This window comes from Vibrio ouci (assembly GCF_004551525.1).
GTDB lineage: Bacteria > Pseudomonadota > Gammaproteobacteria > Enterobacterales > Vibrionaceae > Vibrio > Vibrio ouci.
On the sequence record NZ_SATR01000020.1, the window covers coordinates 23,513 to 36,342 of the forward strand.

Annotated in this window: 12 protein-coding genes; 4 read left to right on the forward strand and 8 right to left on the reverse strand. The window is 46.0% G+C overall.

Annotation, left to right across the window (positions count from 1 at the left end; translation table 11 throughout):
- Nucleotides 1-5 precede the first annotated feature (5 nt).
- On the forward strand, nt 6-728 hold the full coding sequence (btsR, locus tag ELS82_RS13735) for a two-component system response regulator BtsR (RefSeq protein WP_134835972.1): 723 nt from the start codon (nt 6-8) through the stop codon (nt 726-728).
- 41 nt (nt 729-769) lie between these two features.
- On the opposite strand, the gene nagZ is transcribed toward btsR, so the two are convergent.
- Nucleotides 770-1,756: a beta-N-acetylhexosaminidase gene (nagZ, locus tag ELS82_RS13740; protein WP_134835973.1), complete on the reverse strand. Its 987-nt coding sequence runs from the start codon at nt 1,754-1,756 to the stop codon at nt 770-772.
- Between the two features lie 101 nt (nt 1,757-1,857).
- Between nagZ and ELS82_RS13745 the strand changes: the two genes are divergently transcribed.
- Together ELS82_RS13745 and murQ are read left to right on the forward strand one after the other, a co-directional pair.
- Complete coding sequence (locus ELS82_RS13745) at nt 1,858-2,973, forward strand: anhydro-N-acetylmuramic acid kinase (protein ID WP_134835974.1); 1,116 nt, start codon at nt 1,858-1,860, stop codon at nt 2,971-2,973.
- An 8-nt stretch (nt 2,974-2,981) separates the two neighbouring features.
- Nucleotides 2,982-3,908, forward strand: a complete 927-nt coding sequence (gene murQ, locus ELS82_RS13750) for an N-acetylmuramic acid 6-phosphate etherase (protein ID WP_134835975.1) — start codon at nt 2,982-2,984, stop codon at nt 3,906-3,908.
- 37 nt (nt 3,909-3,945) lie between these two features.
- Here the strand turns inward: murQ and ELS82_RS13755 are convergent, their stop codons facing one another.
- Nucleotides 3,946-4,287 carry a hypothetical protein gene (locus ELS82_RS13755; RefSeq protein ID WP_134835976.1) on the reverse strand — a complete coding sequence of 114 codons (342 nt, stop codon included), beginning with the start codon at nt 4,285-4,287 and terminating at the stop codon, nt 3,946-3,948.
- Nucleotides 4,288-4,392: 105 nt separating this feature from the next.
- Complete coding sequence (locus ELS82_RS13760; protein ID WP_134835977.1) at nt 4,393-4,743, reverse strand: DUF2799 domain-containing protein; 351 nt, start codon at nt 4,741-4,743, stop codon at nt 4,393-4,395.
- Between the two features lie 219 nt (nt 4,744-4,962).
- Here ELS82_RS13760 and ELS82_RS13765 point away from each other — a divergent pair, with 219 nt between their 5' ends.
- Nucleotides 4,963-6,447 carry a carbon starvation CstA family protein gene (locus ELS82_RS13765; RefSeq protein WP_134835978.1) on the forward strand — a complete coding sequence of 495 codons (1,485 nt, stop codon included), beginning with the start codon at nt 4,963-4,965 and terminating at the stop codon, nt 6,445-6,447.
- Nucleotides 6,448-6,557: 110 nt separating this feature from the next.
- Here ELS82_RS13765 and ispH read toward each other — a convergent pair whose 3' ends face one another.
- The 5 genes from ispH to ribF form a co-directional block, all read right to left on the reverse strand.
- The gene (gene ispH, locus ELS82_RS13770) at nt 6,558-7,523 is read right to left on the reverse strand and encodes a 4-hydroxy-3-methylbut-2-enyl diphosphate reductase (RefSeq protein WP_167489316.1); all 966 of its coding nucleotides are present in this window, start codon (nt 7,521-7,523) and stop codon (nt 6,558-6,560) included.
- A 24-nt stretch (nt 7,524-7,547) separates the two neighbouring features.
- Nucleotides 7,548-7,979, reverse strand: coding sequence for an FKBP-type peptidyl-prolyl cis-trans isomerase (fkpB, locus tag ELS82_RS13775; RefSeq protein WP_134835980.1), 432 nt, complete (start codon nt 7,977-7,979; stop codon nt 7,548-7,550).
- A gap of 223 nt (nt 7,980-8,202) precedes the next feature.
- On the reverse strand, nt 8,203-8,706 hold the full coding sequence (lspA, locus tag ELS82_RS13780; RefSeq protein ID WP_134835981.1) for a signal peptidase II: 504 nt from the start codon (nt 8,704-8,706) through the stop codon (nt 8,203-8,205).
- Between the two features lie 217 nt (nt 8,707-8,923).
- Nucleotides 8,924-11,761: an isoleucine--tRNA ligase gene (gene ileS / locus ELS82_RS13785; RefSeq protein WP_134835982.1), complete on the reverse strand. Its 2,838-nt coding sequence runs from the start codon at nt 11,759-11,761 to the stop codon at nt 8,924-8,926.
- Between the two features lie 55 nt (nt 11,762-11,816).
- The gene (gene ribF, locus ELS82_RS13790; protein ID WP_134835983.1) at nt 11,817-12,761 is read right to left on the reverse strand and encodes a bifunctional riboflavin kinase/FAD synthetase; all 945 of its coding nucleotides are present in this window, start codon (nt 12,759-12,761) and stop codon (nt 11,817-11,819) included.
- Nucleotides 12,762-12,830: the final 69 nt, after the last annotated feature.

A 12,830-nucleotide genomic window follows, 5' to 3' on the forward strand; every position in this document is an offset into this window, starting at 1 on the left:
TCCCTATGCTCTCTGCTTTAGTCATTGATGACGAATTGTTGGCTCGTGAGGAGTTAACCGAATTACTCGAAGAAACGGGTCATATCGAAGTAATTGATCAAGCCAGCAACGCCATTGAAGGCCTCAAAAAAATCAATCAGCTAAAACCTGACGTGGTTTTTCTCGATATTCAGATGCCACAAATCACTGGCATTGAACTGCTCGGAATGCTCGACCCTGATACCATGCCAAAGGTTGTTTTTGTCACTGCCTACGATGAGTTCGCTATTCAAGCCTTTGAGGACAATGCGTTTGATTACCTGTTAAAACCTGTCGATACCTGCCGTTTAGACAAAACTATACAAAGACTGATCAAGTCCCAGCTAACCATCAACAAACAACAAGTTGCGGCGATAACGCCACCAAGCTTGGACCAGATTCCTTGCATTGGCCTTAACCGCATCGTCATCATTCCGACTAAAGATGTCGAGTTTTCTTATAGCGACATTAGCGGTGTGCACATTCAAACTCATGATCAAAAGGCCGACTCTCAGTTGACCTTAAAGGTGCTGGAAGAGAAAACTAACCTAGTCCGCTGCCACCGACAGTTTCTGGTCAATATTCAGGCGATCAAAGAGATCAAGTTACTGGAAAATGGTTTGGCTGAAATCATCACGGTGAGTGGACACCCGCTACCTGTCAGTCGCCGCTACCTTAAAACCTTAAAAGAGATGCTTGGTTTTCACTAACATAGTGCGAAAAAAAGAGCCTCGATGAGGCTCTTTTTTGATTATGCTTCAATCAATCGCTGCATAGCTTGTGATGCTTGCTTCCAAGCTTCACTGCGCTGCAACTCAGCTAGGGAGAAACTCTGCGTTTTAAGCAGCTTTTCTGCTCCCGGAGTTTCCATAATAGGTAAGTTATCCAGTACTTCGACTTGGGCATCTCGCTGATTACATACCAGCACCATATCGCACCCAGCCACCAGCGATTGGTGAGCTCGCTCAGCAGGCCCGCCCATGATCGCCGCGCCTTCCATGGTTAAGTCATCAGAGAAGATGATCCCATTGAAGCCTAGCTTTTGACGCAGCACTTGCTTAAGCCAAAACTCTGAACCACTTGCTGGCTGATCATCATAATGTGGGTACACCACATGCGCAGGCATCATCGCATCCAATATTCCCGCTTCTATTTGAGCTTTAAAGATTGCCATGTCTTGATCGAAGATATTATCTCGATCATCAAATGGTGTTTCTAAGTGAGAATCTGCGACAACCCCTCCGTGACCAGGAAAATGCTTGCCGGTAGTCGCCATACCAACGGATTTCATCCCTTTCATATACGCAAGGCTATGACGGATAATGGTATCAACATCATCACCAAATGCTCGGCTACCAATCGCTTTACACTCATGGCCTTTGTCCAACACAGGAGCAAAGCTTAAATCGATATCATGAGCCACCAGCTCAGCGGCCATGAGCCAGCCACCCTGCTCTGCCAGTTGCTCACCATTTGCCTGCTTGGCATATTGCTCTGCGGCAGGAATCAGCGAGAAACCTTCACGGAAGCGCTGCACTCGGCCGCCTTCTTGATCAACGCCAATTAGGATTGGACGCTTCGCCGCTTGACGGATAGATTTGTTCAACGCCAGCAATTGCTCACTATCATGATAGTTGCGTGCAAATAGGATCAAACCACCAACGGTTGGATGCTGTAATATCTCTTTATCTTCAGCAGTCAACTCGCAGCCTGCCACGTCTAGCCATAACGGTCCCATGTAAACTCCTAGGCCTTGATTCAATTTGTATAGTTGAGTGAGGTTATTCTGTTTAAATTTGCATTACAATAACTTTCAACCATTTGAATTTAGGATGCTAGATGACCAGTAAACAACTGTATATAGGCGTCATGTCCGGCACTAGCCTTGATGGCGTTGATACCGCACTTGTCGACATTGAAGATAATCAGCTGCGCCTCTTAGCATCACAAGATTACCCAATCCCTGATGAGCTTAAACAGCGCGTGCTCAACATCTGTATTGGCCAACAAACTAACCTCATTGAAGTGGGCGAAATCGACCACCAACTCGGCAAGCTCTATGCAGAAGCAATCAATAGCTTACTGAGTGCCTCTGGCTATACGGCATCGCAAATAACCGCCATTGGTAATCATGGTCAAACCGTGTTCCACCAGCCTAACAGTCTCAGCCCGTTTACGATGCAACTCGGTGATGCCAATATCATTGCTGTGCGTACTGGCATTGATACGGTAGCGGATTTTAGACGTAAAGATATGGCACTAGGTGGCCAAGGTGCGCCGTTAGTCCCTGCCTTTCATCAATCTATCTTTCACTCCACTCACTCTAGTGTGGTGGTACTTAATATCGGTGGTATCGCCAATATTTCGGTACTTCGCCCTAGCCTAGCCGTGATTGGCTATGATACCGGCCCAGGCAACATGCTAATGGACTCGTGGTGTATGAAGCACCTCAAACAGCCTTATGATAAAGATGCTCAGTTTGCTCTGCAGGGTAAGGTGAATGATTCACTGCTTGCTGAGCTGCTCAGCGAACCTTACTTATCACTGGCTGCACCGAAAAGCACTGGCCGCGAACTATTTAACCTAACATGGCTAGAAAGCATCTTGGCTAGGCACTCACTGCCTCACCATGATGTGCAACGAACTCTATGCGAATTCACCGCCATCTCTATTGCACAGGAAGTGAAGAAGTATCAAATCGGCGATAAGCCAGAACTGCTCACTTGTGGCGGCGGCGCGCGAAACCCGCTACTTATGGAGCGATTGTCTCAGCTACTTCCTGATTGGACAGTGATGACCACAGATGACAAAGGCATCGACAGCGATAATATGGAAGCGATGGCCTTTGCCTGGCTTGCCTATCGCCGCATTCACAACTTACCAAGCAATCTGCCTGAAGTGACAGGAGCCTCTAAATTGGCTTCTCTTGGGGTTATCTACCCCGCAGATAAATAAGGACTCACATGACAAACGACGCACTTATTGCAGCCCTATCTCACCTTGTCTCAGAAGGTCGAAACCCAGAAACTATGGATATCGACTTACTGCCTTCTTTAGAGATAGTGAAGCGAATTAACCAACAAGATCAGCTTGTTCCTTTAGCCGTAGAAAAAGTGTTGCCTGAAATAGCGCAAGCGGTAGATAAAATCACAGCGGCATTTCAACAAGGTGGACGCCTAATTTATATGGGTGCGGGTACCAGCGGGCGACTAGGTGTGCTGGATGCATCCGAGTGTCCACCAACCTTTGGTGTCTCCGATCAAATGGTGATTGGATTGATTGCCGGTGGCCCTGAAGCTATTTTGAAGGCAAAAGAAGGCGCTGAAGATTCAGCTGAACTTGGTGTCGACGATCTGAAATCGATCGATTTTAGCGCTAAGGATGTCATGGTCGGAATCGCGGCAAGTGGACGTACACCTTACGTGATTGGCGCGCTAAACTACGCCAACGACATAGGCGCTACAACCGTAGCCCTGTCTTGTAACCCTGACTCTCCAATTGCGGATGTAGCTAAAATAGCCATTAGTCCCGTTGTTGGCCCGGAAGCTCTGACGGGATCAACTCGACTAAAATCAGGTACTGCGCAAAAGCTGGTGCTCAACATGCTCACAACGGCAAGTATGATTCGTTTAGGTAAGAGCTATCAAAACCTAATGGTGGATGTAAAAGCGACCAACAAAAAGTTGATCGCTCGCGCATCTCGTATCGTGATGCAAGCGACCGATTGTGACAAGAGTGAAGCGACCAAAACGCTAGAGCAAACCGATTATGATGTGAAGCTTGCCATCTTGATCCTGTTAACCGGCATGCCATTAGAGACAGCCCGCCAACAGCTAGAAAAACAAGATGGCTTCTTACGTAAAGCGGTACAAAGTCATCAAAATACATAGTGATTAAAACGATAAAGGGAGCACTGAGCTCCCTTTATTAATCTTCATATAACCATTTATCGACGGCTTTGCGCTTCTCTTGTTTTATCTTATTATTCGCTTTGCGCTTAAGTTGTTTCGGATCCGTTAGCTTCTTGGCATTGTTAATCTTATGGGTGTACTTGCTTGATGCTTGGTTGACCTTTTGTTTAACTTTATCGTCAACATAGGTTCCATCACCAACTTGCTTTAACGAACGCTTAGTTTTATTAATGCGATGGTTAATTTGCTGCTTTTCCGCTTGGTAACTACGATTGGCTTTCACCGCATCTTTTAGTGGGTTACCCGCATTTGCCATCAGCGGAGCTAAACAGAGCGCAAGCATCCAATACTTTTTCATTCTAATCTCATGTTACTTTATGTTTGATTTGCAAAACAAAGTAACAAAGATCAACAACTCGCTCTGTCAGGCTTTTCTAATTATCCATCTCAAATATGAGACAAGTTAGTTTGCATGATTAGAATGTTCATTCCAGCCACGCTGCCACTCCATTCGGAACTTTTGCGCACTTTCTGTGCCTTCACAAACGCCTTCATAATATTGACCAGATAGGCCAATTTGGTAAGCAAAGTCTGGGTTACAGTATTCACCGACTCCCTCTAAATAGCCTTGATCGTAGTCCGCTTGTTTAACACTGCCCAAACTTGCCAGCTCTTTAAACGAACGCTGTGTGTGACCACTGACTCCATCTTGATAACCAATTTGATGCCAATCTCCTTGTTCAGCCAACTGCTCAGGACTGCTCGCGCAAGCCGTAACGAGTGACACCATCGCAGCGATAACTATTTTTCTCATTGTTTTTCCTTGTTTTTTTGCTGGTTAAGGTAGGTAAACCTAGCTATCAAACCACTAAACTTAAATAAATGCCACTCAGATTAGAGAAAAACCATTTAGTTTCCCAGCAAACCACTCAAACTGCTATATGACCGTTCACTTGTGAAGCGAATGAAGCTTGGAGTGGGTTTATTTAGTATTCACCGTGAGCTTAATCAATTTCACCAAGGAACAAGTGTTATGTTGTGGTTTCTAACCTGTGTTGCAGCCTTAATCGGTGGCTACTTTATTTACGGTGCGTTCGTTGAAAAGATTTTTGGTATCAACGAAAAGCGTCAAACGCCTGCCCATACCAAAACAGATGGCGTTGACTATGTACCAATGTCGACGAAGAAAGTTTACCTGGTTCAATTATTGAACATAGCAGGTGTTGGTCCAATCTTCGGCCCTATCATGGGCGCCCTGTATGGCCCAGCGGCAATGCTATGGATTGTGATCGGTTGTATCTTTGCTGGTGCAGTACACGATTATTTCTCTGGCATGCTATCGGTTCGCAATGGCGGTGCTTCAGTCCCAACAATTACTGGTCGCTACCTAGGTAATGGCGCAAAACATTTTATGAACATTTTTGCCATTGTCCTGCTGCTACTCGTGGGCGTTGTGTTTGTTTCCGCTCCAGCGGGTATGATCACCAATCTAATTAATGATCAAACGAGCCTAAGCGTAAGTATGACAACAATGGTTATCGCGATTTTTGCTTACTACATCATCGCAACGATTGTTCCTGTCGATAAGATCATCGGCCGCTTCTACCCACTATTCGGCGCTCTACTGATTTTCATGTCTGTTGGCCTAATGACGGCGGTTGCTTTCTCAAGCGAGCATACTGTTATGGGTGACTTCCAAGTCTCTGACATGTTCACAAACCTAAACCCGAATGATATGCCGCTATGGCCTGCGCTATTCATTACCATTGCTTGTGGCGCTATCTCTGGCTTCCACGCAACACAGTCACCTCTGATGGCACGTTGTATGGAGAACGAAAAGAATGGCCGCTTTGTATTCTACGGTGCAATGATTGGTGAAGGTGTTATCGCACTAATTTGGTGTGCAATTGCTCTGTCTTTCTTCGGCTCACTCGACGCACTGTCTGAAGCAGTGAAGAACGGCGGCCCGGGTAACGTGGTATACAGCGCATCATTTGGCCTACTGGGTGTCTTTGGTGGTGTGATTGCCTTCCTAGGTGTGGTGATTCTACCAATTACTTCTGGTGACACAGCATTCCGCTCAAGCCGTCTAATTTTAGCTGAGTACTTCAACGTTGATCAAAAAGCCCTACGCAATCGCCTAATGATGGCCGTGCCACTGTTTGTGATTGGCGGTATCTTAACTCAAGTAGACTTCGGCATTATTTGGCGCTACTTCGGCTTTGCTAACCAATCAACGGCTGTGATGATGCTATGGACTGCGTCAGCATACCTACTACGTCACAACAAGATGCACTGGATTACTACTATCCCTGCGATGTTTATGACCACTGTGTGTGCGACCTTCATTCTTAACAACAGCACATTAGGCTTTGGTCTACCGATTCAAGTATCAACGGTTTCGGGACTTCTATTTACTCTAGCTGTAACTGCTTACGTGATTAAGCGTTCGAAAGGTAAAGGCGAAATTGACCTAGCTGATGAAGAAAAACCACAAGCAGTAACAGAAACTGCATAAGCTAGTCGCACCTCGCTTGCTAACTTTTAAGGCTCCTTAGGGAGCCTTTTCTTTTTCACAGATAATAAAAAAGCCAGCAATAGATGCTGGCTTTAAGTAAGAGTTAACGCTTAATCAACTTGCTTAATTTGCAACTCTTTAGGCACTTCAAAGAACATGTTCTCTTCACGGCCTTGAATCTCTTCTACGGAACGCGTTCCAACAAGTTGTTTAATGCGCTCTAGGATTTTGTTAACCAGCTCTTCAGGCGCAGAGGCGCCAGCAGTAACACCAACTTTAACTTTACCTTCAAACCATTTCGGTTCGATATCTTCAGGGCAATCCGTTAGGAACCCCGGCGTGCCAAGCTTTTCAGCTAGCTCTTTTAAACGAGTAGAGTTTGATGAGTTTTTAGAACCCACCACAATCACCACGTCTACATCAGTGGCCATTTCACGCACCGCATCTTGGCGGTTTTGTGTCGCGTAACAGATGTCATCTTTACGCGGACCTTGGATATCAGGGAATACGCGACGCAGCTCTTCAATCACATCTGCCGTTTCATCGACGGATAACGTAGTTTGGCTTACGTAATGCAGATGACTTGGATCTTTAACCAACTCTTTAAGCTTAAGAACGTCTTCAGGACGCTCAACCAAGTACATACCGCCTTCATCACTGGCGTATTGGCCCATCGTGCCTTCTACTTCAGGGTGACCGGCATGACCAATCAAGACCACTTCCATATGCTTACGGCTCGCGCGAGCCACTTCCATATGAACCTTAGTCACGAGCGGACAAGTTGCATCAAACACCGTCAAATCACGCTGTTTAGCCTCTTTACGCACTGCCTGAGATACGCCATGAGCAGAGAAGATAACGATGTTGTCATCTGGCACTTCACTTAACTCTTCAACAAAGATAGCCCCGCGCTGCTTTAACCCTTCCACAACAAAGCGGTTATGTACCACTTCGTGGCGTACATAGATCGGTGGTTGGTACATTTCTAAAGCACGCTCAACGATGCTGATGGCACGATCTACACCGGCACAAAAACCGCGAGGGTTAGCTAACTTAATTTTCATTTCATTGCTCATGGAGTCGTTTTCTTCTTTGGGCGCTTATTCTACTGACAAAATCTCAACTTCAAAAGTCACATCTTGCCCAGCAAGTGGATGGTTGAAGTCTACTGTTACTGAATCACCGGCGATTTCGGTAATAATGCCTGGGATCTCCATACCATCACGGCCAGAGAAGGCCATTATAGTACCAACTTCAACCTCAGCATCACCGACAAACTTTGTGCGGTCCATGTGGTGGACGTGATCAGGATTTGGCATACCAAACGCGTCTTCAGCTTTAAGCTCAATCGCTTTTTGGTCACCGGTCTTTAAACCGACTAAGCACTGCTCAAAGTTTGCACTTAAGCTGCCATCGCCGATCACAAGCTTTGCTGGTTTCCCCATATTATGGGTACTGTCTGCAACAGAACCGTCTTTCATTTTAATGGTAAAGTGCAGAGTTACTGCTGAATCTTGGGCAATTGTCGTCACGTTACTGCTTCCTTGAAGTCATTCTAGTTTTATAGGTGTATACCCTAAATAGTTGGAGTTGCAGCTAGGCGACAAGATAATTCAACCCTATGAGCATAGTGCGCTATGTGATTAGGGGGAATTATCGCAGTCAACAACGCTGCAGCTTCAAATATGACGGGTATACTAAAAAGCGCCACCGGAATCAACCAACAGCGCTTAAGGTTATTTGATCAATCACGAATTACGCTTTGGCTTCTTCTTTCTTACGAAAGCCATCAAGAATAATCATAGCCGCGCCGATACAAATCGTAGTATCCGCTAGGTTGAATGCAGGCCAGTGGTAATCACCCCAGAAGAAATCTAGGTAATCGACAACAAACCCATGCACTACGCGGTCAAACACATTACCTACCGCGCCACCAATAATCATCGCATAAGCAATATTATTCCACTTCTCTTTTGCTGGTAGTTTGCTCATCCAGTACGTCAACATACCGGTTACCGCAAAGGCAATACCAGTAAACAGCCAACGCTGCCAGCCGGCCTGATCACTTAGGAAGCTAAATGCTGCGCCGTAGTTGTGCACATACAGCAGGTTAAAGAAAGGCAGCACTTCAATACGATTAGCCCAGCCATAACCCATGTTGTCCATCACAAACAACTTAATACCAATATCAGCAAAGAAGATAACAATCGCTAGCCAAAGCCAACGTACACCTGATTGTTTTAATGGAATATTTGACATCTTATCCCCTAAAAATGAGCCCTAAGAGTGGAGCCTAAAAATAACCCCAGTATGTACTGGGGCTATAATATTTCAATAAAGTTCAACTTCTAGCTGCTCTAAATTATTGGTGTTGTAGCAAGGCGACAAATTTACGAGGCTCCTGAGCATAGTAGTCCTATGTGATGGAGCGAGTAAATGCAGTCAACGCAGCTACAACGCCAAGAATGACGAGCAATTATGCGAATTTACGAACTTCACCTTCACCATCAACGTTAGTTGCACAGCGACCACAGATCTTCTCGTGACCTGCGATTGTGCCTACGTCTGGAGTGTGGTGCCAACAACGGTCACACTTCTCGTTCTCTGTTGCTGCGACTTCTACGAATAGGCCTTCAACGTCAGTTGCATGTGCAGCTTCTGTTTTCTCGCTTAGAGGCTTCACTGTTGCTGCAGAGGTTAGAAGAACAAAGCGTAGCTCATCTTCTAGTTTGTTGATTTTCGCCGCTAGCGCATCATCTGCGTATAGGGTTACTTCTGCTTGTAGTGAACCACCGATAGTCTTGTCTTTACGCGCGTCTTCTAGCAGCTTGTTCACGCCACCACGAACCGCTTGCATCTCTGCCCAGAATTCGTTGCTTAGCTCTTCGCCTTCAGCAAGACCGAATAGACCTTCGAACCACTCACCAGTGAAGACGAACTTATCGCGCTCACCAGGCATTTCGTTCCAGATTTCGTCTGCTGTGAATGACATGATTGGCGCCATCCAACGAACAAGAGCTTCTACGATGTAGTAAAGCGCCGTCTGACAACTACGTTGAGCGTGACCACCCAGTTTCGCTGTGTACTGACGGTCTTTGATCACGTCTAGGTAGAATGAACCCATTTCAATCGAACAGAACTGCATTAGACGCTGTGTTACTGCGTGCGTGTTGTACTCACCGTACGCTTTAACAATCTCTTCTTGCGCAGCCAGTGCACGACCTACAGCCCAACGATCAAGTGCCACCATCTCTTCTGCAGGAACGATGTCAGTTGCTGGGTTAAAGCCGCTTAGGTTCGCTAAGAAGAAACGTGCAGTGTTACGGATACGACGGTATGCATCTGCGCTGCGCTTCAAGATTTCGTCTGATACTGCTACTTCACCCGTGTAGTCTGTAGAAGCAACCCATAGACGTAGGATATCTGCACCTAGCTTGTTGGTTACATCTTTTGGCGCAACTACGTTACCGATAGATTTAGACATCTTACGGCCGTGACCATCAACCACGAAGCCATGTGTTAGTACTTGCTTGTATGGCGCTTCACCTTTCATCGCGATAGATGAGATCAGTGAAGATTGGAACCAACCGCGGTGTTGGTCAGAACCTTCTAGGTATAGGTCAGCGCTTGCACCGTTGTACTCTTCACGAGCATCAACGACTGAGTAGTGAGTAACACCTGAATCGAACCATACGTCTAGTGTATCAAGTACTTTCTCGTACTTGTCTGCTTCTTCGCCAAGTAGGTCTGCGATTTCCACATCCCACCATGCTTGAATGCCTTTCTCTTCAACTAGCTGAGCGACTTTCTCAACCAGTTCGATTGTGTTCGGGTGAAGCTCTGCTGTTTCTTTATGAACGAATAGAGCGATTGGTACACCCCAAGTACGTTGACGAGAGATACACCACTCTGGGCGACCTTCAACCATACCTTCGATGCGGCTTTGACCCCACTCAGGCATCCACTCAACACCCTTGATTGACTCTAGTGCTTTTGCACGTAGGCCAGCTTGGTCCATAGATACGAACCACTGTGGTGTTGCACGGAAGATGATTGGAGTTTTGTGTCTCCAACAATGTGGGTAGCTGTGCTCGTAAGCGTGGTGGTGTAGTAGTGCACCTTTCTCTTTCAGAACTTCAAGAACTGAATCGTTCGCTTTGAATACGTGCTGACCAGCAAATAGCTCAGTGTCAGGTAGGTAAACACCGTTAGAGCCTACTGGGTTTGCGATTTCTAGGTCGTATTTCTTACCAACCACAAAGTCTTCTTGACCATGGCCTGGTGCAGTGTGAACGACACCTGTACCTGATTCAGTCGTCACGTGATCACCAAGGATCGCCGGTACTGTGAAGTCGTAGAATGGGTGGTTGAACTGAGTCAGTTCAAGATCTGCGCCTGTAGCAAAACCAAGGTTGTGGAAGTGCTCAATACCAGCACGGTCCATTACGTCTTTCGCTAGCTCAGACGCTACGATGATACGTTGCGCGGCTTGCTCAGCGTTTGCTTCCACTTGGATAAGAACGTATTCCAGATCATCACGTAGACATACTGCGCGGTTTGCAGGCAGTGTCCATGGCGTAGTAGTCCAGATAACGATAGAGATATCGCCTTGGCCTTCATGACCTTCTGCTAGGTTGAATTTAGCCAGAAGAGCGGCTTCATCTGCAGCTGTGAATTTCACATCGATAGATGGCGATACTTTATCTTTGTACTCAACTTCCGCTTCTGCAAGAGCAGAACCACAGTCAGTACACCAGTGAACAGGCTTGAAGCCTTTTAGTAGGTGGCCGTTATCGGCGATTTTACCTAGCGCACGGATGATGTTCGCTTCTGTTGCAAAATCCATAGTGCGGTATGGCTTATCCCACTCACCCATGATACCTAGACGTTTGAAGCTCTCTTTTTGACCTTCTACCTGACCTGCCGCGTACTTACGGCACTCTTCGCGGAATTCTGCCGCAGAGATTTTTTGGCCTGGTTTGCCTTTTTTCTTTTCTACCATTAGTTCAATTGGTAGACCGTGACAGTCCCAACCAGGAATGTACGGTGCATCAAAACCAGAAAGTGTTTTGGATTTAATAATAATGTCTTTAAGAATCTTGTTTAGTGCGTGACCAATGTGAATGTCACCATTTGCGTATGGAGGGCCATCATGCAGAACGAAAGATTTTTTGCCTTTCTTCGCTTTACGGATCTCGCCGTAAAGGTCTTCTTTGTACCAACGCTTAAGCATTTCTGGCTCGCGATTCGCCAGATTGCCGCGCATCGGAAACCCTGTTTCAGGAAGGTTCAGGGTATCTTTATACTCACTCATCGATTCTTAATTCCGTTGTGTTGGGTGACAGTTAGACATTATGCCAAGCAGCGAACTAAACCGCTTGGTCTTTATGCTGACGCAGCCACACCCTTGCTGCTTCAGCATCCAATTCAATTTGTTGTTTTAAAGCTTCGAATGATTCAAATTTATGTTCATCTCGAATCTTATCTAAAAGTACAATTTCTAGCTGTTTACCATATAAATTGGCTTTAAAGTCGAATAGATGTACTTCTAGTTGTTGGCGAACCCCATTTACGGTTGGTCGGTTACCAATGTTCGCCACGCCTCCTATTGGTTGTTCACCAAGGCCAAGAGCCTCAACGGTATACACACCAGAGACAGGAGATACGCAACGCTTTAGGGGAATATTCGCCGTAGGAAAGCCGATCGTACGACCTAATTTGCGACCATGTGATACGCGGCCGCTAATACTATAATCTCGCCCTAGCATTTCTGCTGCAGCGTCAAGCTTATCTTTCGCTAATGCTTTACGGATGGCAGTGCTGCTAACTCGCAGTTGTTCCAAACGAAAACTTTGAGTACTCACGACTTCAAAGCCATACTGTTTGCCCGCTTTTTGCAACATTGCAAAGTTGCCTTCACGGCCACGGCCAAAGCAAAAGTCATCACCTACGACGAGAAACTTAACACCCAAACGCTTCACCAACAAGTCACTAATAAATTCATCAGCACTTTGGTTGGCAAACCTATGGTTAAAATTAACACAAAGCAACCTTTCAATGTTGAGCTTACTCAACTGGACATATTTATCTCTTAAGCGAGTTAAACGTGCTGGCGCTTTATCTTTAGCAAACAATTCCAAAGGCTGAGGATCAAAGGTCATCACCGTTGACGGTAAACCCAATACGCTTGCCTGTTCAGACACTTGGCGTAATACTTCTTGGTGGCCTAAGTGCACACCATCGAAGTTTCCGATCGTCAATACACACCCTTGATGGTGTGATTTGATGTTATGAATGCCTCGGATCAATTCCATTGGAAACCGCTAAAAACCTATCTTTGTATTAATTACTCTTCGAAAAAGAGTCATGTTGCGTAAAACTGA